Origin of the sequence: Hoylesella buccalis ATCC 35310 (assembly GCF_025151385.1) — a bacterium.
In the GTDB taxonomy this organism is placed as follows: domain Bacteria; phylum Bacteroidota; class Bacteroidia; order Bacteroidales; family Bacteroidaceae; genus Prevotella; species Prevotella buccalis.
In genome coordinates, this window is the sequence record NZ_CP102287.1 from 1,677,752 (window position 1) to 1,704,367 (window position 26,616).

Sequence of the window (26,616 nt, forward strand, 5' to 3'; positions counted from 1 at the left end):
CCAGCTGTCCATAAAAGCAGCGAATAAGAATGAAGAACAACATAAATTCTTTTACACTAATACTAACAATTTATAACCACCTTATTATGATAATTGAACCTAAAACTACAAGAGAAAGTCATTCTGTCGTGAGAATGCTCCTCTTTCTTTGCGTCTGTTTCCTCTTTGTTCCAGAAGTGAGATCGGGAACAACCGATTTTCAGCAAAGCAATACAGAGAAACGCATTACGGTGACGGGGACTGTTCTTGATGAAAACCAGGAACCACTCGTGGGCGTTACAGTCTCAACCAAGGATGGGAAAGGTAACACCGTTACAGACATAGATGGAAAATTCACCATTCAAACAGCTTCCAACGCCGTACTGGTGATGACCTATCTCGGTATGGACAAGATGGAAGTTCCGGTCAAAGGTCGCACACATTTGACAACTGTGATGAAAAGCAATCAGATAGCATTGTCGGACGTGGTAGTCATTGGCTACGGTAAGCAGTCGAAGGCAACCCTAACCAGTGCTATCACCAAGGTCGATTCGAAGGATATGGCCATCTCTCCGTCGGGCAACCCCATGTCGATGCTTCAGGGAAAAGTACCTGGTATGCAGATTAGAGTCAATTCCGGGCAGCCGGGCAGCAATCCACAGATCATCGTCAGAGGAGGAACTACGACCAGTCCTGAATCAGATGCGCCGCTGGTTATCATCGATGGTGTCATCCGAATGGTGAAGGACATCAACTACTCTGACATCGAAACCATTCAGGTATTGAAGGATGCCGCCTCAACAGCCATCTACGGATCGAAAGCCTCAAGAGGTATCATTATGATTACCACCAAGCAGGGAAAGGTAGGCAAGGGAACTCTTTCTTTCAAATATGGTCTGTCAATTGACAACCAGCCTAAGCTGATGCCACTGTCCAACGCACGTGAATATCTTACCGCTACCCGATTCGCAGCCTTGCACGCCAACAATCCCGGAAAATATCTCAACGGAACATTCGGCATGAGCACCAATAATGCGCGCAACGCACTGACAACCACAGCTTTCCTCGACGACTATATCACCAAATACGGACAGGATTATGTGGAAAACCTACTCACCAATCAGGGATGGGAAATCATGGAAGATCCCGCTACACCAGGTAAGATGCTCATATTCAAAGACACCGATTTCCAGAAAAACCTATTCCGGACGGCCGTGAATCACGACTACAACCTGACCTTCAGTGGAGGAAACGACCGCTCTACGTTCTACACGAGCCTCGGCTATCTCACGCAAGATGGCATCGTTGTAGGATCTAACTACGACCGATGGAGCTTCCTGACCAATGCTTCCTATAAGATTTTCGACAACTTGAAGGTGAAAGCTATGCTAAACTACTCCATTCACAACTCAAGAGGCATCAACGAGAAAAATGTTATGTCACGTGCATCTAAGATGCCTCCAACCATCAGACAGTGGTACGAAGACGGAACGCCGGCACCGGGAGAGCTCACCAGCTCGTTTCGAACACGACAGCATGAAATCTATTATCAGGAGCAGGAAAACAAGGTGAGTCGACTGAATCTGGCCGTAGAGCTGGACTGGGAACTCTTGCCGAGCCTACATCTCAAGCCGATGTTCTCGTTCACCAATAACGAAGGCAAGGATCACAATTTTGAGCGTTACAACGAGGTGGTAAAAAACCGCCCTGTTTACGAGGCTCACAACATGGATCTGCATTACCAGTATGACCTGGTGCTCAACTATAACAAGTCCTTCGCTCAGAAACACAACTTCGATTTCATGCTCGGAGGCAACTACATATACGACAGCTGGTATCGTTTCAACGGATCGGGCTACGGAGGAACATCCGACTATATCGAGACCCTGAACGGTATTGCGGCCGAGACCGCCAAGACAACCTCTAAGCAGACCTACAAGAAGATGAGCAGCTACTTCGGCCGTGTGAACTATAACTACGACATGAAATATCTCTTCTCGGCCAGTCTCCGTTATGACGGATCCTCTCACTTCGCCGCCAACCACAAGTATGCCATGTTTCCAGGAATATCGGCAGGATGGAACATCCACCGCGAGAATTTCTTCAAGCCTTACACCAACGTCATCAACAACCTGAAGCTGAGGGCAAGCTGGGGTAAGACCGGTTACGACAATCTGTCGCTGAGCGACACAGAAGGATCTTATGCCGCAGGACACAACTATGGAGGTGAGGCAGGTATTCTGAACGATGTACTGATGAACCGCGACCTGCTGTGGGAAGAGACCATATCGACCAACTTGGGCTTCGACCTGGGTCTGTTCAATAACCGGTTAATGTTCTCGGCTGATGCCTATACAAAGACTACCAACAACCGACTGATTGATGAGAAACTATGGTCGGAAACCGGTTTTTCCTCCATCAAGTCAAACTTTGGCTCGCTCAACACGAAGGGGCTTGAGTTTACCCTGAGCGCAGTGCCGGTTCAGACACACGACTTCAACTGGACCATCGATGCCAACTTCACCATTTTCAGAACTGTCATCAGCAAGCTGCCCAACAATGGAGCCGACAAGAACCGCACAGGCGGAGGAATCATCTTCGACCCAACACTTGGCAAATATATTGAAGTAGGAGGCTTTGCCGAAGGAGAGCGTTTCGGTGCACGGTTTGCCTATCAGCTCGACGGCGTATATGCCACCGACGAAGACGCTGCCAACGCCCCTTATGACGAAGGTGTGTCGTCAGACTGGCTGGGCAAGGGCAAGAAGGCAGGTGACGCCATCTGGCGAGACGTTGACCACAACGACATCATCAACTCAAAGGACATGGTATTCGTTGGATACCTGCATCCCGACAAGCTGGGCGGACTCTCACAGACTTTCAGCTACAAGAAATTCAGGCTGCGATTCGTGACCGACTTCTCTATGGGCAATGTCATCGATAACCAATTCAGGGCACAGGCCAACGCCAATTCGCGCAACAACTACGCCACTATTCATGACGTAGTCAGCGACAAGATGTGGCATAAGCCGGGCGACATCGCTACCATTCCAAGATACGACGTTGAATCTGACTGGGACAACGGCAAGCGAAACCACGGACGTCCCAACTCTGCTACCATCGGATTCAAAGGAGGAAGCGTGAACACGCTCTACATCAAGAAGGGCGACTATCTGGCTTTCAGAGAGCTGTCGCTTTCCTATCTATTGGAAACCAACTGGCTGAAGGCAATCAAGATTAGTCGCATGGATCTTTCAGCCGCCGTATACAACCTGGGATACTGGACTGCCTACGACGGACTCACACCTGAAGTTATCGGTGCCGATGCGGGTAAATACGCACGTCCGAGACAATTCTTATTCACAGTCAATTTTACATTTTAATAACTGAGACCGAAATGAAAAGATATATTTTAAGCATTTTCGCTCTAACCTCAATATTCATCCTCTCCGGTTGTGAATCTATTTTGGAGGTAGACCCCATTTCAGAAATTACCAACAGTAACTATTGGAAATCAGAATCAGACGTGAAGGGCTATCTTGTCGGAGCCTACAGCTTCAACCGTACGCTGACTAACAAAACCCTCTATGGTGAAGACCGCGGCGACGCAATGGTATCAGGCGTAATTGGCGGCGTGAGCCGAGCACATCAGCATGAGCTGAATGAGGAATACGGCTACGACTGGGTTGACTTCTACAAGATGCTCCACCACTGTAACATGCTCATCAAGCATGCACCCAAAATCTCATTCGGCCAGCCGAAAGATCGCGACCGAATCCTGGCGCAGGCCTATACACTCAGGGCAAAGACCTATCTCACGTTGATTGAGTCGTGGGGTGACGTTCCATTGGTTCTCGAACCCACCGAGACTTATAACAAGGATGCACGTCCTGCCCGCTCATCGCAGCAGGAAGTGATGAATCAAATTCTCGAAGATACCAACAAGGCCATCGAACTGTATCCAGAGTCATCGATTCCCGACAAAAACAAAATGTCGAAGCCTGCTGCTCTCTGTGTCAAGGCAGAGGCACTGGCCTGGAAATACACTGTGCAGAAAAGCAACGACAGACAGAATCTCATCGATGCCATCGCAGCCATTGAGGAAGTGGAGAACAGCGGTGTGAGCCTGATGGACAACTATGCCGACATATTCGACGTGAATCATGAGAAGAACAGTGAGATTATCTTCTCGATCTATCTCAAGCTGGATGAATACAATGATATGTATATGTCGCGCCTGTCGATGTCGGCTGCTGCCGGAACACTGTCGGCCGACGTGGTGAACAAGGAAGATATTCCGTACACCAATTCCACTATTGCGCGTCACGTGTACGCACCCTCACCTCGTCTGAGGTCGCTTTTCGATGTCAAAGATAAACGGGCTGCCTCAGCCTATATCGATGCCGTGACAAAAGACGGACAAGTGAAATTCACCTCACAGAACAAGTATCGCGGAGCCGTCTATTCTGACGACCGCCACTTCGACAACGATATCGTGGTATATCGTTTGGGCGGAATATTACTGCTCAAGGCCGAGCTGCTCTGCTATCTCGGTGGAGAAAATGTACAGAAAGCTATCGACATTCTAAACGTGACACGCAATAGGGCTGGCGTAAGCAATTACATGGGTGCGACCGACCAGCTGTCAGTCCAGAAGGAAGTGCTGAACGAGAGAGGACGTGAACTATGCTTCGAGCTGAAGAGATGGCCCGACCTGATGCGTGCCCATGCCGCAGGGACCATTGATATCTATAATTATGTTCCCAATCTGGTGGGCAAGTCAACCCCGTTATACTTTCCTATACTGCGGAAGATGATTGACCAGAATCCAAATCTTACTCAAACCCAAGGCTATTAAAACTCTATGAAAATGAAAACTATTAAAATCATAATTGCAAGCTTGGTATACCTCTGCCTCACAACATCTTGCTACAACGAGGATCCCAGTATTGCCGACCTGCCAGTCATGACCGGCAAGCCATATTCCATCCATAGTGACGGCTACGCTTTTTTCAGAATACCGAGCATGGTGATTACCAAGAACGGAACCATTCTGGCCTTTGCCGAAGGCAGGGTAAACAGTGTGGCCGATCAGGGCGACATCGATATCGTGCTAAAACGGTCAACCGACAGGGGAAAAACTTGGAGCAACATCATCAAGGTGAAGGACGACGGTAAGAATAGATGCCGCAACCAGGTGCCTATTTACCTGCCCGAAAGCAACCGCATATTGTTAGTTTCGTGCTGGGACTCTGAAGATGTGAAGGGTATACAGATCTGTGTTACCCACTCTGACGATGAGGGGCTGACCTGGTCGGCCGAGAAGAAAATCACCTCAAGCGTGATGTTCGACAACGACCGATGGTATGCCACCGGTCCCTGCCACGGTATCGTGAAACAGTTTGAGCCACACAAGGGACGCATCATCGTGCCCTGCAACCACCATCTGAAAAATCAGCCACAAGGACGTTCGCACGTCATCTATTCGGATGATGGCGGTGAAACCTGGCATATAGGAGGTATTGTAGACAAGTTCAACACCAATGAAAGTTCTGTGACCGAGCTGAGCAACGGAAATCTACTGCTTGACATGCGAAATCAGGACGCCAAGTCGCAGAACAACAAGCGCTACCGCATTCATGCCATCAGCACCGACGGTGGAGAAAGTTGGGGACCTTCCTATCAGTCTACACTCCTCGACCCCATTTGTCAGGGTTCAATCCTCTATGCCGGCACGGGAGACAACGGAATGGGACGCATCCTCTTCTCAAATCCCAACAGCATAACCAGACGCAACAACAACACATTGCAGATGAGCGAGGATGATGGAAAGACTTGGACAAAATCGTTTTCATATACAGGCTCAGATTTCGGAGGCTATTCAGACATCTCCATGTTTCCCGAAGGAACGGTCGGCGTACTCTATGAATTTGGTTTTAAGAACATCGGAGGCATTGCCTTCCAGGAAGTAAATCTGTCACAACTGAAATAATTTTGCAACAACTTTTAATGACGATAATATGAAAATATCAATAAAAACAGCAATCGGCCTGTTTGTCTCTCTCACGATGTTTGCCTCGTGTAAAGATGAGGAGCAGACAATACTCAATGCCGACTTCAGTGCCAGCAAGGTAGAAGTGACAGCGGGTGAGAAAGTAATGTTCAAGGACCAGTCGACTGGCAATCCTGCCCGATGGAACTGGGTGTTCGAAGGAGGAACACCAGCCATATCGCAGTTGTTCAGTCCGGAAATCATCTACGAAAAACCTGGCGTATATACGGTGACTCTCACCGTAGGTCGCTCTGACGACAGCAGCATGGTTGAACGGAAGCAATACATTACCGTGGACTATCCCAAGCAAATGACGGCCGACTTCACAGCCGACAAGACCGTTGCTATGAATGATGAAATGATTCAGTTCACCGACCTCACTACTGGTTATCCCTCGGCTTGGAAATGGACCTTCATGTCCGACAAGGGAACAGTGGTGACATCAGCAGAACAAAACCCGCTACTGAAATTCGAGCCTGGGCTCTATACCGTAAAACTGGAGGCAAGCAACCCAAAGGCTTCCAACTCAATAGAGAAAACTGATTTTCTGAATGTCATCGACAAAAATGCCGTATCAGCTAATTTCACCGCCGACCACAGAATGATAGTGGAGGGCAACAGTGTAAAATTCACTGACATTAGCCTCGGAAGGGCAACGCAGTGGAACTGGACCTTTGAGGGAGGAAGTCCGGCAACCTCGTCGGCACAGTCGCCTACTGTTACCTTCAAGAACGCTGGACGATACAAAGTTCAGCTCACAGCATCGAATGAGGTAAACTCATCAACAGCAACCCAAGAAGGCTATATCGTCGTGCTTCCAGCCAAGGATCTCGTAGCCTTCTATCCTTTCGATGGTGACGGCAAGGACGTGGGTCCAAACGGCATTCATTCGCAGATTCTGAAGAAGGGTGACAATGTCAATGTCAATTTCAATGCGCCATCAAGAAAGGAAGGAACGAATTCGGCTGAATTCCAGAACGTGAGCAATGATCGCTATGCCATTCTCTCACTACCTGACAATAGTTTACTAAACTTCCAGGCCAAACCAGTTACAACTGCTTTCTGGGTGAAGACTTCCAATAAAACAGCCTCCAAAATGGGTGTATTCCAACAGGGTTCAGGACCAAACGCAAGTCCGGACGGCAAGAACAAGCAGACCTGGTTCAGATTTCAGAAGGACAGTCCTTATCTGAGATATGTTGTTGAGTACAGCAAAAAGTCAGGCAACTGGACCGATTACAAGGCTCATCCAATGACAGACGGGCAGTGGCATCATTACGTCTGTGTACACAGTAATGGCAGTACCTATCTCTATATAGACGGCGTAAAAGTATCTGAGGCACTAAATAAGGGTTTGAAGGAAATCGATGCCAAGCCTTATTACATTGGTGCGATGTATCGTGGAGCAGAAACAAACCGATTGTTCGAAAACTTCTTAGACGGATGTATTGACGACTATGTCATCTACAGTCGCGCCCTGAGTGCTGCTGAGATAAGGGCCTTATACGATTCTATGAAATAAAGCAAATAGCAAACTGAAAAATAGGCAAATATTTTTTTAGTCAGCCATTACACAGGGTATGCCTGCAAACTGTCAGGCATACCCCTTTTTAATGTTACGCAGCTTTGTAATTATCCAATATTAACAGCCTTTGTATGCTTTTCCATCTTTACTATCTTTGCCTGAAAAACTTATATTTGTACTCAACGAAACAAATGTTTTTCGGGGCTGTTGCACTCCTGTAGACATGCGTCAGGGAATTCTTCGCCTGTTCCAATTGGTACGCAGCAATAATTTCAATTCTTCTGATGCTATTGTCTACGTTTTCTATTATCGATCCCGTAATCGAATCAAGTTGCTTCACTGGGAGCGCTGTGATTTTGTCATCTATCACAAGCAGATGGAATAGGACTGCTTGAGTCCTAATATCAAACGAGCGAGAGCTTGATTTTATGAACTTAGCTGGGACGAATTGGCACTCTATATAGAAGGAATAAACCCTATTTGTATATGCAGGACGGACGCTTCAACATAGACAACAACCTCATGGAACAGGCCATCAGGCCCATCACGCTTGGAAGAAAAAAAACTACCTGTTCTGCGGTAACAAAGAGGGAGCAGAGAACTATTCTATCTTCTATACCTTCATGGTGTGTTGCAGGGAAGTAAACATAGAGCCATATAGGTGGAGGAAGGAAGTATTTTCAAAGCCCCTGCCAGACATGACGGAGGGCGAACTCACGAAAATGCTACCTTCAAACTTCAAATAATAAATAACCCTTATATGCTGCCAGACATATAAGGGTTATTTGTTAGTGTGAAAGTTGGCAAATATTGGATTATTACGAAAAACAGAACTGAATGTCCAAAAGCGAATCCTTACAACGTGCCAATCTACACTTTAACAACACTAAAAGAACGCAGAAGAGAGATATAGAGATAAATTAACAAAAAAACACTACCTACTTATAGGTATTCAAAATAAAAAGATGTATCTTTGCATGGTTAAAAGTAGGTATCTACCAAGACTATTATACAAAAACATTATTGAATACTTAAAAGTTAACATCTATGGCTTACGTAATTGGAAACGATTGTATCGCATGCGGTACATGTATCGATGAGTGCCCAGTAGGCGCCATCTCTGAAGGCGACATTTATTCTATTGATCCTGAAGCTTGCACAGAGTGCGGAACTTGTGCAGAGGTATGCCCTAACGAGGCTATTTCTCTTCCGGAATAAAAACATGGAATGAACGAAAGTCACAACCCGGTGACACATGAAAGGTAAATCTGAAAAAGATTGAACAACTCACTAGGGTTGAAAGTTTAAGAGGCTGTTTTGCAAGTCAAAACAGCCTCTTATTATTTGATGTTTCCTGTACTAGGTCTGTATTTTGAATAAACTAATGTTGGATGGTTACCAAGTAACAGTTATTTGCTACCAGACACATAAGGATTATTTGTATTGTCAAAGGCGGCAAATATTGGATGATCACAATAAACTAATAATGGAGCATCCAAACAAAAAGAGGATGAAATGTGATTTCACCCTCCTTAACTTATTCGTTTATTTATTGATTATTTCATATTCAAAGCTTGCTTGGCTGTTTCGTTCTCTGGATCCAACTCCAAAACTTTCTTCCAATAGCTGTCAGCTGTTGTTTTGTCGTCCTTAAGCAAGTGGTAGTAACCCAAGTATCTGTAAGCCTCGATTAAACGAGTATTATCCACATTATCACGATCAGTCTTTTGGCTCAAAGAGCTGGCCAGTGCCTCATAGAATGGTTTGGCCAATCCTTCCTTTGTTTCGGGATCCAGATTAGAATTTACACGTGCACGCAAGAAATTAGCGAAATCGATGTTGGCTGGGAATTTCTCACCCAACTGCTTGTACACCTCATCTGCTTTCAGATAGGTAGCTTTCTGTTCTTCGCCTGTCTGACTTGCTGCCATGGTGGTGTAGATTGAGCCTAGTCCTGCCAAATCTGTTGCAGTAGGTTCTTTAACATTAATCAGATATTCTTCGTAATAAGTAATGGCATTGGCATAGTCGCCCTTAGCCAAATAAGCATCAGAGAGACTTTTCTTGTTGCTGTTGGCCAAGTCCTTATTATCAGCATTGGCGTTCATGGCTTTCTTGAACATATCAATGGCGTTGTCATTCTGCTTATTGGCTAGATATGCCTGACCATAATAAGTATAGTCGTATCCAGAAATCTTCGCACTATCAGAAGCATTGAAAAGGCGGTCAGCATATTTCAGGGCCTCTTCAACTTTACCTTCGTCAGTGTAGTTATAGAATGCCAGACGGTTCCAAGCTGCGTTGCGTGGATTCTTATTGAGTCCATAAAGCGCCATATCCAAACTCTTCTGACGCTTCTGCGACAGGTAACCTGCCATGGCATAATTGGTGATATCTACATCTTCGAGCTTGCTCTTGTCTACTTTCTCGTACGCTTGCATACTCTTGTCAAGCATATTGGAGTTGTAATAAATTCGACCAGCGAGCGCATCAACCGCTATATCTGGACGCTGTGCACGAAGCTCATTGAGATTTGCTACAGCCTCTTCGGGGCTACGACCACGGAGGATATTGGCATACTTGAAGTAGGCATCTGGGTTTTTGGGATCAAAATATTTGGCCTGCTGATACCATCCTGCTGCGGCACCGCCATCGTCTTTGGCTACTTCAACATCACCAGCCAAAATGTAAGCAGGAGCATATTTCTTATCACGAGCCATGGCCAATTCAGCAAATTTCATTGCTAATTCCGTATTTTTCTGATCCAAGAAAGCATGGCCAATGCCCACTAATACTGCTGGGTTCTTTTTGTTTGCTTTCACAATATCCTTCAACGCCTTTTCGACAGTCTGAGGACTTGTTGACTTGATAATCTGAGTCGCTTGTTTGATGGCTACATCATTCTGCGCCATTGATGGAGCTGAAAAACCTAGTAACAAGGCTCCAATCAGTAAATATTTAATTGCTTTCATAATCTTCTACTTTCTTTGGTTTTGTTGATAATTCAACGCTCCTCACGTTTTGTTTGTCAGTATTTTCGTGCCAAAAGTACATTTTTATTCTGAAACACGGACGTTTCGTATAGTTAAATTTCCATAAGCGGGCAGCAAGCCTGACCTTAGAATTATTTTCTGGCCCTTGTCTTGCGAGATAATAAAATTGGAAAATCCTGTGGGTAGGCCCATGTGAGTATCATTCAATAGAATGTATAAAGTACGCACCAAAGGATAATTAGCATTGTAGAAGTAATACTGATAAGGCTTCCAACTGTTTTGCACATTGGCCACCGGAATTGAAGAAACAGCCATCGGCCGTATTTCTTTCTTGAAAGTAAGGTTGGTGCTATCTCGCTTATCATTGAGCCAATTGCTTCCAATAATGCCAATGGCGCCCTTGTTTTCTTCTACATATTTAATAACCTCTTCTGTCTTTTTAACTGCGGCTACATTTTTATTCGCGATAGGCTTTCCTCCGAGGATGGAATCTTCAACGTAATGCACGGCAGAAGAGTTAGGATTGTCAAATACTACCGTGATGTCTCCAATCTTGGAATGAGGATAGATTTGACTCCATTTAGTGATTTCTCCGTTAAATATTTTTCTTATATTGTCAACACTGATACAAGAATCTGTGTTGTTTATATTCTGAACCAAAGCAAGTCCATCATAAGCGAACTTGATAGAGCGAGGGAACTGTTTGCTAGCTTTCAAACTTTCCAGCTCGTCTTTTGTAAAATCACGCGACGTTATTGCCATAAACACTTCTCCCTTGAGAAGTTTGTTAATGGCATCTGACTCGTTCGTATAGATTGGAGTCAGCTTAGCCTCTGGATAAGTAAACTCGAAGAGCTCGCGCTCCTCTTCGATAACAGGACTAAAACTTTCGTCAGAAGCAAAAGTTATTGCTCCTGACGAATAAGTATCTGTTCTGCCATCTTTTGACTTCTTGTTTTGGCAAGAAGCCAAAAGAGAAGCAGAGAGTATTAATCCTACGATGATGTAAGATAATTTACAATTCATATTATTGCAATTTGAACGAAACAGGCACGTTGTATTTCACACGTACGGCTGAGCCATTTTGCTTACCAGGAATCCAACTAGGCATGCTCTTTACAACACGAGCTGCTTCCTTATCCAATGAAGGGTCTACTGAACGAACTACTTTAACGTCAGTGATATGTCCATCTTTCTCTACAACGAAAGAAACAACCACACGTCCCTGCACACCATTTTCTTGTGCCACTACAGGATACTTAACGTTTTCGCTCAAATACTTCATCAAGGCAGAAGGACCACCAGGGAATGATGGCATCTGCTCAACGACATCGAATACCTTGTTCTCAACTTCCGGTTTTGGCTCTGGCTGAGCCACTGCTTCTTTAAGTTTCAATACTTCACCACCCTTGTCGTCATTACCTTTTACGTCAATGGCGCCGATGGCGGTTTTCGTATTCATCAATTCGTCTTGAGTTTTCAATTCTTCTTCAGGTTTCACCTCGTTGTCTTTCTTGATGACAGGTGCGGTAAACTTGATAGAACTCTTTACTCGCTCAACAACCTTTTCAGGTTCAACTTGAATTTTCTTTTGTTGTTTTACTTCGGCCTTTTTCTTAGGCTGTTCCAACTTAGAAAGTTCAACTACCTCTGTCATGGCTGCTCTCTTTCTGGCTTCTGCGTCAGCGGCTTTCTTTAAAGAAAGACCGATTTGACACAACAACACTAATGCGACTACAGCAATGATAGAGATAACATTTCTCTTACCAGTACCTTTCCTTAGCTGATAGGCACCGTAAGCCTGGTTACGACCGGCAAAAACGAGGTCGGTCCATTCACCAGAGATCAAATCAATTTTTGACATTGTTTCTCTTTTTTAATAGTTAATACTTTGTTCTCTTACTCAACGCCCTTTGCTTTCAACAACTTTTCGTCGTCAGGGGAAATCTTGTCGAGAACGTATTTAGCTATGCTGCAAATCTGCATCTCGTCGAGAGCATCAATAACATTCTGTGCTAACGCTTTATCCGTTGCCTTAATAATGACCGTCATTGTCTGAATCTTCTGACCACCAATTTCACCGGCTTTGATTTTAGACAATTCCGCCTTATATACGGAGTCGGGCATTTGATCTTTCTTCTGGTCAAGCTCGGCCTTGGCCTTCATCACCTGTAGCACGGGTTGTGTGTTGTCCTCGGTCACGTGCTGCATAAAGACCTTGCGGATTCCATCTTTACCCCAAGTAGTTTCCTTGAGGGTTGAAGGATCGTCGTACTTAGGCAAACCTGCCGTGTAGAAGATCTTGTTGTTTCCAGCCACATAAACGGTAATCGTATATGAAGCCTTTGTTACCGACTTGTCTTGATCAGTAATGTTCTTATCGTTACTAGGCATACTCAACTCCATCGTTTGTGGTTTGGCCAATGAAGTACAGAGCATGAAGAAAGTAATAAGAAGCATCATCATATCCACCATAGGCGTAAAGTCTACGCGAACATTGATTTTCTTCTGCTTACTTGTATCTTTTGATTTTGCCATACTTATTTATCCTCCCCCGTTTTTAATGTAGTGATAAGGTAATAACGGTTCTGATTCATATCCTGAAGTTCAGACATCACCTTCTTCATATTAGCATAGGGTGTCTTCGCATCAACCTTGATAGCTATCTTAATGTCTTCATTGACATTCAATGCTTCGGTCACCCAGTGTTGGAATTCGCTCTTTCCACCATCAATAGAATCCAAAGGAACGCCAGCTTCAGCGCTGGTAATTACCTCTGTCATCTTCTCAGTAGGCAAACCCAAGTAGCCTTTCAAGTTGTCCAAAGGAACGCCCCACATTGGGTCGGTCTGGAACTTCTTCATTTCAGTATCTGTCAGTCCGAGGCTGCCTGTCTCATTCATTCCTTGGATGAGCGAAAGCAAGTCGTTCTGATTATCCATACTCATAAACACCCTGCCCTTGTCATTGACAAGAATGTTTAGCACGTCGTTTTCTGGAACCTTGATCTCAGAGACAGACGATGGCTGGTTTACTTTCACTGGCTCGTTCTTAACGAATGTTGAGGTCAACATAAAGAACGTCAGCAACAGCACCATCACGTCCGACATAGGAGTCATGTCGATCCAGATGTCATGTTTCTTAATTTTTAACTTACCCATAACTGAATAATTTTAAAAGGGTTAGCTAAAATTAAGCTTCTGGATGCTTTTCTTCGAATGTGTGAGCGATTGTGTAACCAATCTCGTCCATTGCAAATGTTAACTTGTCAATCTTGTTGGTGAAGTAGTTGTAAGAAACTACAGAGAACCAAGATGTAGCAATACCAGAAGCTGTATTAACCAAGGCCTCAGAAATACCAGTAGAAAGTGCCATAGAGTCAGCACCACCACCAGCTGCCAAAGCTGCGAACGAACGAATCATACCAAGCACGGTACCGAACAAAGCAGTAAGTGTACCCAATGTTACGATCGTAGCGATAATCGGCAAGTTCATCGTCATGGTAGGCATTTCAAGTGCGGTAGCCTCATCATGTGAGTTCTGAATGGTAGCCACTTTCTCCTTCAACTTGATATTTGTTGTTTCCATCTCTCTGTAAGACTTCAAGTCAGCTAATACCACGTTAGCTACAGAACCACCCTGCTTGTGGCAAAGCTCTTCTGCCTTGGCGATGTCACCATTTCTCAGAGCTGCCTTTACGTTTTCTGTGAATTTGGTCACGCTACCCTTACCTGAGCAAGCGCTGATAGCAATCCAACGCTCAACAGACATTGCAATTACGGTACACAACAAACCAAAGATAATAGGTACAACCCATCCACCTTTGTAAACGGTACCCAGCATATTCAAAGGATGACCTTCACGATCGCCGTTAGCGAAGTTGGCAGGATCACCAAGAATAAAGTTGTAGAATCCCCATCCTACAATGAATGCCAAGATAATGATAATGAACGCATGTCTAACGCCCTGAAAGCCCTTAGACTTCTTTTGAGGGGCTGCTTTTGTTGTTGCCATAATTTAATAATTTTAATTTTTGGTTATTAATAATTTAAGTTGTTAATATGCTTAATCGTTTTTCAAGATTCTCACTATTCTGATTTCAAAAAGGAGAATTTTTTGGGTTTAACATCGCAAAGATATATAATTTATAGATAAATCTTTGTGAAATTAAGAAGTTTTAACGAGTGATTTTTTGCTTTTTCTTGCAATTTATCTCCGTTTGCGACTTCATTATTTCAATTTTGCGAGAGCATCTTTCATTCTCTTGAGTGCTTCCCGAATGTTTTCATCGCTGGTGGCATAGCTCATGCGTATGCACTCGGAATCGCCAAAGGCATCACCGCCCACAGTTGCAACGTGGCTTGTTTCAAGCAGATACATAGCCAGGTCGGTAGCACTGTTGATGGTATGCTGACCGTCACTCTTCCCAAAATAGCTGCTGCACTTGGGGAACAGATAGAAAGCTCCTTGTGGTTCATTCACCTCAAACCCGTCAATCTCTTTTGCCAACCGCACAATCAAGTCTCTTCTGCGTTGAAAAGCCTGACGCATCTCCTCCACACACGTTTGCTCTGTGACATAAGCTGCGAGCGCGGCACGCTGACTCACCGAGCACGGTCCGCTGGTGTATTGTCCTTGCAGCTTGTTACAGCCTTTCACAATCCACTCGGGAGCGGCGATGTATCCTATTCTCCAGCCTGTCATGGCATACGCCTTTGAAACGCCATTGACAAGAATGGTACGTTCCTTCATGCCGGGAAACTGTGCGATGCTCTCGTGTTGACCGATGTAGTTGATGTGCTCGTATATTTCATCAGCAAGCACAAACACGTCTTCATGCCTTTTGATGACGTTGGCTAATTGCTCCAGTTCCTCCTTCGAGTAAACACTCCCAGTAGGATTACTGGGTGAGCAAAGTATCAACATGCGCGTCTTCGGCGTGATGGCAGCTTCCAACTGCTCGGGCGTCATCTTGAAGTTCTGTTCAAAACCAGCCTTCACAATCACCGGATTTCCACCTGCCAGTTTGACCATCTGCGGATAACTCACCCAATACGGTGCTGGGATAATCACCTCGTCTCCATCGTCAACCAGTGCCATCAGCGTGTTGCAAACGCTCTGCTTGGCGCCATTGGAAACCATGATCTCTGCAACATCGTAGCTGAGGTGGTTTTCTCTTTGCAGCTTCTCTGCGATAGCCTTCCTCAAGTCGGGGTACCCGGGCACGGGAGAATATTTCGAGTAATTCTCCTCGATAGCTTGCTTTGCAGCCACCTTGATATGGTCTGGCGTATTGAAATCAGGCTCGCCCACACTCATGTTAATCACATCGATGCCTTGAGCTTTCATCTCACTGCTCTTTTGCGACATGGCGAGCGTGGCTGAAGGAGCCAGACGGTTCAGACGGTTTGATAGGTGTGCCATTTATTTTACAATTGAATAGTTGTTGACTGCAAAAGTAGCATTTTTATTCTTTGAGGCGAAATAAAAGTGATATTATTTCAACTATTGTTTTAGATTTGTAACATTCGGGCAGTTATTTGAGGTGCAGTTTATGCCCCATCCTTACCTGTTTGGTCTTCAGATAGCGCTCGTTGTATCGGTTGGGGGTCACCTCAATGGGTACGATTTCGGCAATTTCCAATCCGTAGGCTTCCAGTCCAACGCGCTTTACGGGATTGTTGGTCAGCAGTCGCATCTTGTGTATGCCGAGGTGACGCAGCATCTGTGCGCCGCAGCCATAGTCCCGCTCATCGGGTTTGAAGCCCAAGTGTATGTTGGCATCCACGGTATCGTAGCCCTCTTCCTGCAACTTATAGGCTGCCACCTTATTCATAAGGCCTATACCCCGACCCTCTTGCTGCATGTAGATGACGACACCTTTCCCTTCTTTCTCAATCAGTTCCATCGACTTCTGCAGCTGCTGGCCGCAGTCACAACGCAAACTTCCCAGAGTATCGCCCGTGGCGCAAGAGGAGTGAACGCGAACCAGCACCGGTTCGTCCCGTTCCCACTTGCCCTTCACCAAGGCCATGTGTTCCAAGCCGTTGCTCTGTTGTCTGAAAGGTATGAGGTGAAAATGGCCGTATCGGGTGGGCATGTCTACCTCGTCGCCCACTTCTATGATTGATTCCTTTTCCAGTCTATAGGCGATGAGATCAGCGATGGTGATGATTTTCAGTCCCCACTCCGTGGCCAACTTTTGCAATTCGGGCATGCGAGCCATGGAGCCATCTTCGTTCATGATTTCCATCAGGGCCCCGGCGGGATAAAGTCCGGCCAATCGGCACAGGTCTACGGCAGCCTCGGTATGTCCACTTCGCCTCAACACACCGTTGTCTTGCGCATACAGCGGATTGATGTGTCCCGGTCTTCCAAATGTCTGCGGGGTGGATGTTGGGTCTGCCAGTGCCTTGATGGTGGCAGCCCTGTCATGAGCCGACACGCCCGTAGTGCATCCTTCCAGCTTGTCTACGGTCACGGTAAATGGGGTTCCCAGCACCGATGTGTTGTCTGTCACTTGATGCGGAAGATCCAACTCCTCGCACCTGGACAACGTGATGGGGGCACAAAGCACGCCGCGGGCGTGTTTCAGCATGAAGTTCACTTTCTCGGGAGTAATCTTCTCAGCTGCGATAATGAGATCGCCTTCGTTCTCTCTGTCTTCATCATCCACAACGATGACAAACTTGCCTTCCTTGAAATCTTTGAGCGCATCCTCGATGCTGGCCAGTTTAAAGTTTTCCATATCGTATATAGCTATATATAAAAGAGGTGTTATTTTGAATGAATTATTTTCGTAATTTGCTCGGTCACCGCATCATTTGTCTGCACGATTTGTTTGAGGTCGCGCAGCAACCGAATCCTAAATCGCCACATTCTAAGGTAAAAGAACAGTCCCAGCGGGATGATGATGGCCGAAACGATGTTCAGCCACTTGCGCTCGAAGGGACGCGTGTGGGCCTTTACAGCCAGCACGGGATAGCTGTTCAGCTCGTTCAAGATCACTTTGTCCCGGGTGTTCGTAAGGTCATCTATCACTTTTTCAAGTTCATTGCTGATGCGTTCCACCTCGTGGTCGGGCTGGTATCTAAAGAACACCTGCACCACGTTGGGCAGCGATTTCAACCGATGTTCCTCGACATATCGTCTGATGTCGTCGTTCATGTTTAGCAACAATTGCCTGTCTTCGAGATAGTTTGGATCTTCGATGATTACTTCCTTGCCGTATACATGACGCTTGGTTCGCCAGCCCAGCGCTTTCATAATAACGGCTTTCCACTGATCGATGTTGAACACCATAGAGTCACGGTTGGCCTTGTATGTAACAAAGCCCGCCAAGGGGATGAGCACCGCAGGAGCCAGACCCTTGCCAAATTCCACCGTCCACATGTCGCCACGCGCCATTCGGTAACCCGTGTTGTCAAGAAGGTAATACACAATGAAGACCAGCACCGACACAATCACGGGGATACCCAGACCTCCTTTACGGATGATGGCGCCCAGCGGTGCGCCGATGAAAAAGAAGATGATGCACGTCAGGGCCAGTGTAAACTTGTTAATCATCTCAATATAATGCTCCCGAAGCAGCCTGTCGCCATCACTGGTTATCATGCTTCTGAAGTTAAGCTCGGTCATCTCCGACTGAACGGAACTGAGTGCCATGTTCACCGCGCTCAATTTCTGGTCTTTGGTTAATTTGTTGTATAGCGAGTCGAAATGGTATGTTTTGCCTTGCGCTAATTTCACAGCGGCCAGCGAATCTCTTTTATTGACTTTCGGTATGCGATAATACATTCGTTGCGCATCGTCATAGATGCTGCGTCCCACGCTGTCGTACGTCATACTGAGCGAGTCGATGCCCGAAGTGAGCTGCGACAAACTTTTTGCCTTGGCGTTGTTGGACAGCGCAGCGGCATCGGTCATGTTGAAATCGCCATCGTAGTCGAGCACGATTCGTTTGTCGGCAAAGGTCTCTCGGCGGTAAGGAATGCTGGCACTGGCGCCCAGTTCCTGCGACTGCATGTTCTCAAACCATTCTCCACTCCACAGGGTCAGCAGCAGGTGTTTCTTGTCGGCCGTAGTCTGGAGCATGCCCGAATCGGCTAAAATGATGGCTTGATCCTCGTAGCTGCCCGTCATCCTGTAAATCATGATGCCGTACAACTTGCCGGTGTCCATGTCCTTTTTTTGCACATAAAGATTGCTGTTGGGGATGCCGTCGTAGAAGATGCCTTCAGGAATCTCAAGCTCCGGATTCTTCTGCGACATCGAAATCATCAGCTGCGCCATCTTCATGTTAGCGCTGGGGCCTACATAGTTTTGAAAATAAAAAGAACAAAAGCAGACAACCACAGAAATGAGGATGAGCGAACGAAAGGTTCGCATGGTTGATATGCCCGCCGACTTGATGGCCGTGAGCTCGCTACTCTCGCCTAAATTGCCAAACGTGATGAGGGACGACAGCAAGATGGCCAGCGGCAAAGCCTGTGGAACGAGAAACAAGCCCATGTACCAAAAGAACTGCGCCATGACCTCCATGGACAGTCCTTTGCCAATAAGCACGTCGACATACCTCCACAAGAACTGCATCATCAGTACGAACTGACAGATGAAGAAGGTTCCGGCAAACAGCAGTCCAAATTGCTTGGCGATGAATAAATCTAATTTCTTGATACGAAACATCTAAGCCCTTACTATGTTGTACACGTGTACGAACAATGTGCAAAAATAGCATAAAAAAATAAGATATGCTCCTATTTTCGCTTTTTTAAGCATGATGTCCACGGCTCGTGCATTGATAAAAGGTAGTTGGTTGTCAAAAACCAACATGGTTCATCACCATACATCAAACCCGTACGGCATGATTATTCGCCTTGCTCATCAACTTATTATCACGGTACGCCTGAGCAATGGCACCTAATGAAAAGTTATCATTTTTCTTGACAAGTACCCTCTCATATTTTGTTTATTTGTCAGCGACCTGCCAAGTGCTCGCAAATATTGAAATTATACACAAAAACCATATCTCCTTATCTATCAAGCTATTGTGACTGCCACGACTCATCTTGGCACGTTTTACTCATGTTTTTTCACGTTATAAACCGCATTTTAGCCGCAAAAAGGATACGTTTGATGGTCTAAAGTGATGTAGATAGGAGGAGAAAAGCATGCAGTTTGGCATCATAATGCAATGCTTTTGTCACCAACAAGCCGCTCTTCTTGTTCAGCAAGCGAGGTTTGTAGCGCATTTGCCTACTGATTTTTTCTATTTCAACATTTTACAGGAGGCTTTTTTTTGTCATTTTTGCGGACAAAGCCAAGAATGGGAAAAAGAAGAAAGCGCCACATCTAGGGTCGCGATGAAACGTGTTTGAGGAAGCAAACCGCCTACTTAAAGACCACTGAACTGTCGCAAACGCAACAAGTTGTCCTCCCACAAATCTTTCAAGGTATCTACATCGTCATCGTCGGCAAAATCGGTAATCACGAGAATGTAATCGTCCGTTATGTCGCACTTTTCCATGCGCAGCTCCACGTATGCATTCGCGTCTTCCTCATCCAGCCATCTGAAACGCAGGTAATGAAATTTAACCTTAGCAACCACTTTAGCTTGTCGTGTTTCATGATGCGCATAAAGTTCACCCCATCTGAAATTCAATAGGTCACCCTGTTTCTGTATGTCATCGGCCAGCCATCGACCCAACTGATCTGGCTCACTGATCAGATTCCAGATGATACTTTGCGAATTAGACTTTAACTCTCTCTCTATTTTGACTTGTTGTTTGGGCATGTCGAGTAGTTTCTTGGTGATAATCATGTATTACGTACAAATATAGCAAAATTTATTGTAACGAAATAAAAAAATATATTTTTATTGTGTATTTAAAAAGATTGTAGTATCTTTGCAGCCGCAAATGAGTGATATGGCGGGATAGCTCAGCTGGTTAGAGCGCATGATTCATAATCATGAGGTCACCGGTTCAATCCCGGTTCCCGCTACATTGAGAATTAAGGAGTTACGGCAACGTAACTCCTTTTTTATTTCCATCGGTGAACTTTTGGTGAACTTTCGGGTCAGTCGTAAAACCCAGTTGCAACCCTCTCCCTCTCATGCACATAATTTCATAGGTATTTGTTATCTTTGCATCATGAAGACCGAGCAATTGTTGCGTTGTATCTTTCCAGAGATACTCGCAGATTATTTTGATGTGATAGATATCCAAGAGAGTATTTCCCAGATAGACTTCTGGTTGGATGAGCGTAACTTTATGGAAGAGGTAGACCGCAAGTCTGGCACAGTAAGCAGTTACGGCTTTACCGCCGAACGGGTTGTCCAAGACTTTCCCCTTCGTGGCAAGCCCGTTTACCTTCATGTCCGCCGTCGAAAATGGCGTGACAGTTCCACGGGTGAGATATTCAGTTATTCTTACGATGACTTGACGGCTGAGGGCAGCAAACTATCCCCTGAGTTCGTTTCTTTTTTAAAAGAATAGAATTGAGTCTACTGCGGAGAGCATTACAGGTATCGGCTCTCACTATGGCGTAGACGGCAAGCAACTTTCCACACAATACAAGGAGCATTTCAGCGATTATCGCCAGTGGGAGCAGTTGTCGCATGCTGGAGACTGGCTGCTGTTTGATGAGAACCTGGGAGAGAGCCTGAGTATCGATGAGACTTGTCTGAGCAGCGGTGAGGTCTATACATTTCTGACCAACAAGGCTGGCAAAGGTGGCAAGGGTACGCTGGTAGCTGTGGTCAGGGGAACAAAAGCCGAAGATGTGATCCGTGTTCTGGAAAAGATTGACCTTTCCAAAAGAAAGACTGTCAAGGAGATAACGCTCGACTTGTCTTCCTCTATGATGATCATTGCGCGCACGGTGTTCCCCAAGGCACTCATCACCAGTGACAGGTTTCATGTGCAGAAGCTTTACTATGACGCTTTGGACGACATGCGCATAGCCTACCGGTGGATGGCAAGGGACAGAGAAAATGAGGAGATGAAGGAAGCCAAGGAGCGAGGCGAGCCCTATAGACCATTCAGGTACAGCAACGGTGATACCCGCAAGCAACTACTTGCCAGAGCGAAGTTTATACTGACTAAACACAAGTCCAAGTGGACAGAATCGCAAAGGCTAAGGGCTGAAATAATCTTTGAAAACTACCCGGAACTCAAAAAAGCCTATGACTTGGCTATGGAACTTACCGACATTTATAATGCCAGAAGCATCAAGGATGCGGCAAGATTGAAACTGGCAAGGTGGTTTAATAAGGTGGAGAAATTGGGGGTGGACAACTTCTATACGGTGATTGACACCTTTAAGAACCATTATGATACCATACTCAATTTCTTTGTCAACAGAGCCACAAATGCCAATGCTGAATCCTTCAACGCAAAAGTCAAAGCCTTCAGGGCACAGTTCAGGGGAGGAACGGATATTCCTTTCTTCCTTTACAGGCTTATGAAATTATGTGCATGAGGGGAGAGGGTTGCAACTGGGTTTTACGACTGACCCGAACTTTCTGGATGCAGAAACTCAAGGTCATTGATGATACGGACTGCAGTGATTTTGTTGTTTTGATACCAAGCTAATACCGAAGCTTTTTCTATACTATTTTTCACCGCTACTTCTATTTTATTATTCAGCCAGTCCCCTAAATCTGTCTATAAGTTCCTTTATTCTTTCTAACAAACTCTCAAAAGACAAATGATTGCCATATATGAAGTCATGTGTCATTTGTTCGTAATCTTTTTTCCAGTCGCCTAATACGGATGAAGGTGGATAAAAGTCGATAGTGTCTCTTTTCAGTTTGTCATAATCTACGTATTTGAGGGCATAGAAAGTACGGCGATGCTCTACAATTTCGTCATAAAGTTGTTTGTCTTTCAACGCTTGAATACCGTAACTGGTATCCATTAGTTTTTCTAAATCGTATAAATGGCGACTCATTCTCATTGCGCGCGGATGCTCCTTCTGAAACTCCTCACATAACAGAAAAGCCTTTTCAAGGAATGTCCTTGTTGGAAGGACTGTCCCAAACATAACTTGGGAATCGGCATCATCATCCGGAAAAAGCTGAGATATATACGATTGTAAATTGACATTAGTCGTAGGCTCTTCCATTGACAAGCAACTTATTTCAATTTTAACCCAAGATGAAACATAGTTGTTGCTGTTGGGAACGACACTTTTATAATCAACCATGATTACTGTAGGATCCTTATCGGAATCTATAGGCTTAAATCCATCCTTAGTTTCTACATGCGTCACATTCCTCACGTCAAAATCAACAACACCCATTTGATTCAAGGCTTGCTCTAATTCAGGTTTCAAGAACTCCTGAATATAAGAACGTGATTTCTTTCTAAGTCGTTCACGTTGACTTTTAGATGTTGACAATATGGAGAAATCTCCTTCACGCCTAATTGATAAATCGATATCTTCGCTAAAACGTTCTATCAAGCCGAAACCTTTAGAAAGCGAAGTGCCACCTTTAAAATTGAGCAAATGGGAAATAGAGGTCATAGATAGAGCTTTAAGCACTATTATCACCCACCAATCCTTTTCTATTGCGACTGGCGAGAGATGCAGCTCTCTGCTGACAGCATCCAGCATAACCAAACGTTCTTGAGAACTATATAGTTGCCAATGTTTCATGTCACTATTTTATTATTTCCTTAAAAACGTTTTGCATCCATGCGGGTGCCAAGGGTATATCTTTTTTAATATATGGAACCTCTGCAGGATTATCCTGAATAAGTTTATACAGGGTAGACAAATCTTCCTCTGTAACCTTTCCCTTTCCTATATTGCGCAAAGCCTGAACCAACATTGACATTAATCTACTTTTATAAGCAAAGTTTCGTGGTACACTTCGAACAAATTTAATCTCATGCCCATCCACTTTTACAGTTCTTGAAGATCCTGTCGTCAAATAATTCACTTTCATTGGAACTTGGGTAGATAGTCCCAAAATGTTGAGAGCCGTAGCCCCCGTAGGCATAATCTCTACTTGATCTCGTTTTGCAATGGCTTCGGCTATCTCATATATAGACGGTCTTAGAGGGCCAAATTTGGTAATAACAGACTTGCAATATATGCCAGGTGCCAGACGCTCAATAAGTCCTTTTTGTTCTGCAATACTCAACACCTGCTGAACATAATTAGCACTGCTTATGTCAGTAAAATCGCTGATAAAACACACACAAGGTGCTTTCATCTTGTTCAAGCGATCAAGTATTTGTTTTGTACTCCCAGAATCAATTAACATTCTTTTATAGTAATTTTTATCAATAATTCATAGGCGAAGATAGGGATTATATTACCATATTCCAAATAATTCTTTAAATTTCTATCCTACAGAGCAATTATTAAATGGAATTGTTCAGCAGAAGATCACCACAGTTCTGGTACACCTCATCAAAGATTTCGCGACAGCGCTTCTCGCTCATCTTTATCTTGGAGCCTACTGCAAGGAAGTCCTGGAGTGTAGGGTAGCCGGTGTTGTTGACAGATGTGGCATGCTGTCCATTATAACCCTCCGTGCAAAGCGTCAGGTCATATGCTGGTGCAAGATGCCATACGTATTTCCCATTTGTCTCCTTACGAACCAGGAAACTGAAGTTCTTGCAATGGTCATCCTTGTTGTCGGTAAGATAGTTGAACACCATACGGCGATACATCTCTTCAACATACTTTGCATCCTGGGTAAGATAACCAGTCAATGCCAACAAGTTGCTATAGTCGAGTACTGGATTTGAGAGCGAGAGACAAAGCAAGCCTCCTGCTGTTGCAGTATGTATGCGTTCGCCTTCTGCTGACAGATCAAAGCGTCTCGTGGTGAAGTATTTGCCATTGGTTAGTTTGAAATCCGGCACATCAATACCACAACTGCGAGCAACCTCGTTATAATGATATTCATTCCTACCCATATCCTTAGAATCGTAGGTATGTCGGAACTTGACAAGCCAATGTCCTTCTGCGTCCGAGAAAACAGCTTTCGGACGACAACCTCCACTGTTACCACTGTTGTAGAGCAAAAGACCAGCATCTGTATCTTGCTGTTCTTTGAGCACTTCTAATGCCTTCTCCTGAAGAAGGTCGAAGTCAGAGATTTCATTTTCTTTACCGATAATCGTCTCTGGCTGATACGTCAAAGCCCCCATACCGCTACCACCTACAATGCTCAATCGGTCGATGACAGAAAGTTTTCTGTCATCAATACCTTCGCGAAGGAGAACTTTGTGCAGCAAGTATCGCCCGTAACCATCAGGAAGGCTATCCTCGAATATGCCGAAGTTGCCGTAAAGCGGTGTTGGATTTGCAAGGAACAGTCCTGGCTTCAAAGGCAACTCCAAAGGGGATATGCTGAATCCTTCGGCAAGCCAACGAGGATTGTATTCAAATGCCAGTCGCTTGTCATCGGGTGTAAGCGATATTACGCCTACTGTCTCATTGTGATATTTTACGGTCAGTCGATCTATCTTCTTCATGCCTTATGTGCTCTTGTCTTACCACTATTCTTACGTATCTGAGTCAACTCCTCCATAGTGGAATATTTTGGCTCAGCAAAGATGTTTTTGACTTCTGTAGTATATTCCAATGCCATGGCAATGCCAATGAGATTCTTGAGCGAGATAAGTCCTTTCTGCTCAAACCTCACGATGTTGCTTACTGCCACATTAGCTTTCTCTGCCACTTGTTCACGTGTCAGATTCTTCTCTATTCTTCGTTTTCTGAAGTCATTAGCCATAGCCTTGGCAATGTCATCCGCATTATCAAGCGTATAGTTCTCTAATACTGATAATATATTGTTCATAAAATTGAGATATTTTATCTTAATAATAATATGTTATCAATTGCAATGTTACTACTTTTATTTTAAATAACCTCGTTTCTAAATAGAAAAACGGTCTTAGACGCAATAATTTAACAGTATTTCTCTGTTCTGCAATTCATAACTATCTGATCTACCATGAAACGGCCTAGATTCTCTCTTTACCATATATCTCTTAACCCGTTGGCGGAATTAATTTAGTGCATACTTAATTTTGCCAAAGGGCTTGTTGTTAATGAAGTTTACATATTGCAGAAAGGTCAGTGCACTAATTTTGCCAATGATTCTTACAAACAAACCATTCGTTATTTTCGCATAATTTCTGATGACCAAGAACTGGTCTGTAAGTTGTGAGAATAGTGTTTCAATCCTTTTTCTTGCCTTTGCAAACGGAATGAATGTCGGTTTCCAGTCCTTTTGGTTGTGCCGATACGGACACTCCAGTCTTATGTGTGCAGTTTCGAACAAGTCAAGCTGTACGTCAGCTCCAACATATCCCTTGTCGCCATAGATGCTACAGTCGTGATAAGTATGTTTTACATCTTTCATATAACGGAGGTCAGCCATACTTGCCTTTGACAGATCGTAGGAATGGATAACTCCGCTTAAGCCACAGAGAGCGTGTAACTTATAGCCAAAATAGTATGTATTCTGCGAAGCACAAAGCCGAAGTCGGGAGCTTGCGAGAAATCGCCAGTACGTCCCATCTTACAACGTTTTCCTCTTGCTACCCTACAGACCTCTATTGGCTTGGAGTCAACAAAGAACTGTTCCTCTCCGCCATCCATTTCCATGGCTATCCTCTTGCGCAGTTCCTCACACAAGCCAGCTGTTTTCTTTCTACGGTCATTGAATTGTCTCCTTGATATGAGATTGGGAATGCTGTCCTTGTACTCTTGCAGTTTATAGTCGAACAGCCACTTCTCGCTATCAATGCTCTCTGCCTCTGCCGTCAGGGATAATGCCACCACTTCCAAGTCCGAAAACTTAGGAACAGGACCACGACGTGGAACATTACCCGATTCATTGACGAGAATTTCAGAGAATTGCTTGCATATCTCAAGTATTTTGACGAATTTTGTATAAAGGTTGTGCATACGATGGTTTGAACTTAACGTTTTGAATACTACTAAGTTACTAAAAATAAACGATATGTGCAACTTTTTGCTCATATTTATCAACTTCAATTAATTTCGCCAACGGGTATAGAATATCAAATAGTTCTAAA

Annotated in this window: 22 protein-coding genes, 1 tRNA gene and 2 pseudogenes; 10 read left to right on the plus strand and 15 right to left on the minus strand. The window is 44.7% G+C overall.

Annotated elements, in window-relative coordinates:
- The first annotated feature begins 86 nt into the window (after nt 1–86).
- The 7 genes and pseudogenes from NQ518_RS07095 (at nt 87) to NQ518_RS07125 (ending at nt 8,774) form a co-directional block, all read left to right on the plus strand.
- Entirely contained in the window at nt 87–3,362 is a 3,276-nt protein-coding gene (locus NQ518_RS07095; protein WP_227205381.1) for a SusC/RagA family TonB-linked outer membrane protein, read from the plus strand.
- 14 nt (nt 3,363–3,376) lie between these two features.
- Nucleotides 3,377–4,837 (plus strand): RagB/SusD family nutrient uptake outer membrane protein, encoded by a 1,461-nt coding sequence (locus NQ518_RS07100; RefSeq protein ID WP_227205379.1) that lies wholly within the window; start codon nt 3,377–3,379, stop codon nt 4,835–4,837.
- A 12-nt stretch (nt 4,838–4,849) separates the two neighbouring features.
- A complete protein-coding gene (locus NQ518_RS07105) occupies nt 4,850–5,971 on the plus strand; it encodes a sialidase family protein (RefSeq protein WP_227205377.1) in 1,122 nt (373 codons plus the stop codon).
- 28 nt (nt 5,972–5,999) lie between these two features.
- A complete protein-coding gene (locus NQ518_RS07110; protein ID WP_227205375.1) occupies nt 6,000–7,553 on the plus strand; it encodes a PKD domain-containing protein in 1,554 nt (517 codons plus the stop codon).
- Between the two features lie 157 nt (nt 7,554–7,710).
- Nucleotides 7,711–7,941, plus strand: a complete 231-nt coding sequence (gene tnpB, locus NQ518_RS07115; protein ID WP_227205457.1) for a transposase — start codon at nt 7,711–7,713, stop codon at nt 7,939–7,941.
- A 101-nt stretch (nt 7,942–8,042) separates the two neighbouring features.
- Nucleotides 8,043–8,302 (plus strand): annotated as a pseudogene (locus NQ518_RS13630) (IS66 family transposase); the annotation flags it as partial.
- Nucleotides 8,303–8,603: 301 nt separating this feature from the next.
- Nucleotides 8,604–8,774, plus strand: a complete 171-nt coding sequence (locus tag NQ518_RS07125; RefSeq protein WP_081454892.1) for a DUF362 domain-containing protein — start codon at nt 8,604–8,606, stop codon at nt 8,772–8,774.
- 338 nt (nt 8,775–9,112) lie between these two features.
- On the opposite strand, the gene NQ518_RS07130 is transcribed toward NQ518_RS07125, so the two are convergent.
- The 10 genes from NQ518_RS07130 to NQ518_RS07175 form a co-directional block, all read right to left on the minus strand.
- Complete coding sequence (locus NQ518_RS07130; RefSeq protein ID WP_227205373.1) at nt 9,113–10,528, minus strand: tetratricopeptide repeat protein; 1,416 nt, start codon at nt 10,526–10,528, stop codon at nt 9,113–9,115.
- Nucleotides 10,529–10,612: 84 nt separating this feature from the next.
- Nucleotides 10,613–11,575, minus strand: a complete 963-nt coding sequence (locus tag NQ518_RS07135; RefSeq protein WP_227205371.1) for a PstS family phosphate ABC transporter substrate-binding protein — start codon at nt 11,573–11,575, stop codon at nt 10,613–10,615.
- Between the two features lies 1 nt (nt 11,576).
- Nucleotides 11,577–12,413, minus strand: a complete 837-nt coding sequence (locus tag NQ518_RS07140; protein WP_004351048.1) for an energy transducer TonB — start codon at nt 12,411–12,413, stop codon at nt 11,577–11,579.
- A 35-nt stretch (nt 12,414–12,448) separates the two neighbouring features.
- On the minus strand, nt 12,449–13,087 hold the full coding sequence (locus NQ518_RS07145; protein WP_004351049.1) for an ExbD/TolR family protein: 639 nt from the start codon (nt 13,085–13,087) through the stop codon (nt 12,449–12,451).
- A 2-nt stretch (nt 13,088–13,089) separates the two neighbouring features.
- A complete protein-coding gene (locus tag NQ518_RS07150; protein ID WP_227205369.1) occupies nt 13,090–13,710 on the minus strand; it encodes an ExbD/TolR family protein in 621 nt (206 codons plus the stop codon).
- Between the two features lie 31 nt (nt 13,711–13,741).
- Nucleotides 13,742–14,563 (minus strand): MotA/TolQ/ExbB proton channel family protein, encoded by an 822-nt coding sequence (locus NQ518_RS07155; protein WP_227205367.1) that lies wholly within the window; start codon nt 14,561–14,563, stop codon nt 13,742–13,744.
- 216 nt (nt 14,564–14,779) lie between these two features.
- Complete coding sequence (locus tag NQ518_RS07160; RefSeq protein ID WP_227960284.1) at nt 14,780–15,973, minus strand: pyridoxal phosphate-dependent aminotransferase; 1,194 nt, start codon at nt 15,971–15,973, stop codon at nt 14,780–14,782.
- A 112-nt stretch (nt 15,974–16,085) separates the two neighbouring features.
- Nucleotides 16,086–17,297 (minus strand): bifunctional 3,4-dihydroxy-2-butanone-4-phosphate synthase/GTP cyclohydrolase II, encoded by a 1,212-nt coding sequence (locus NQ518_RS07165; protein WP_227960282.1) that lies wholly within the window; start codon nt 17,295–17,297, stop codon nt 16,086–16,088.
- Nucleotides 17,298–17,326: 29 nt separating this feature from the next.
- Entirely contained in the window at nt 17,327–19,234 is a 1,908-nt protein-coding gene (locus NQ518_RS07170) for an LptF/LptG family permease (protein ID WP_227960279.1), read from the minus strand.
- A 709-nt stretch (nt 19,235–19,943) separates the two neighbouring features.
- Nucleotides 19,944–20,342, minus strand: a complete 399-nt coding sequence (locus NQ518_RS07175) for an START-like domain-containing protein (protein WP_227960277.1) — start codon at nt 20,340–20,342, stop codon at nt 19,944–19,946.
- A 135-nt stretch (nt 20,343–20,477) separates the two neighbouring features.
- Here NQ518_RS07175 and NQ518_RS07180 point away from each other — a divergent pair.
- From NQ518_RS07180 to NQ518_RS07190, 3 genes are all read left to right on the plus strand, one after another.
- Nucleotides 20,478–20,551 (plus strand) — tRNA-Met (locus tag NQ518_RS07180).
- Between the two features lie 149 nt (nt 20,552–20,700).
- Nucleotides 20,701–21,045: an ISAon1 family transposase N-terminal region protein gene (locus NQ518_RS07185; protein ID WP_227960275.1), complete on the plus strand. Its 345-nt coding sequence runs from the start codon at nt 20,701–20,703 to the stop codon at nt 21,043–21,045.
- A gap of 1 nt (nt 21,046) precedes the next feature.
- On the plus strand, nt 21,047–22,030 hold the full coding sequence (locus tag NQ518_RS07190; RefSeq protein ID WP_419471401.1) for an ISAon1 family transposase: 984 nt from the start codon (nt 21,047–21,049) through the stop codon (nt 22,028–22,030).
- Between the two features lie 159 nt (nt 22,031–22,189).
- On the opposite strand, the gene NQ518_RS07195 is transcribed toward NQ518_RS07190, so the two are convergent.
- From NQ518_RS07195 to NQ518_RS07215, 5 genes and pseudogenes are all read right to left on the minus strand, one after another.
- A complete protein-coding gene (locus NQ518_RS07195; protein WP_227960272.1) occupies nt 22,190–23,209 on the minus strand; it encodes a nucleotidyl transferase AbiEii/AbiGii toxin family protein in 1,020 nt (339 codons plus the stop codon).
- A gap of 4 nt (nt 23,210–23,213) precedes the next feature.
- Nucleotides 23,214–23,822, minus strand: a complete 609-nt coding sequence (locus NQ518_RS07200; RefSeq protein ID WP_227960271.1) for a DUF6088 family protein — start codon at nt 23,820–23,822, stop codon at nt 23,214–23,216.
- A 100-nt stretch (nt 23,823–23,922) separates the two neighbouring features.
- Nucleotides 23,923–25,044, minus strand: coding sequence for a type II toxin-antitoxin system HipA family toxin (locus tag NQ518_RS07205; RefSeq protein ID WP_227960270.1), 1,122 nt, complete (start codon nt 25,042–25,044; stop codon nt 23,923–23,925).
- Entirely contained in the window at nt 25,041–25,370 is a 330-nt protein-coding gene (locus tag NQ518_RS07210; protein ID WP_102697564.1) for a helix-turn-helix domain-containing protein, read from the minus strand. Before NQ518_RS07210 ends, NQ518_RS07205 begins: the two co-directional genes overlap by 4 nt.
- 210 nt (nt 25,371–25,580) lie before the next feature.
- A pseudogene (locus NQ518_RS07215) lies at nt 25,581–26,560 on the minus strand (IS982 family transposase).
- Nucleotides 26,561–26,616: the final 56 nt, after the last annotated feature.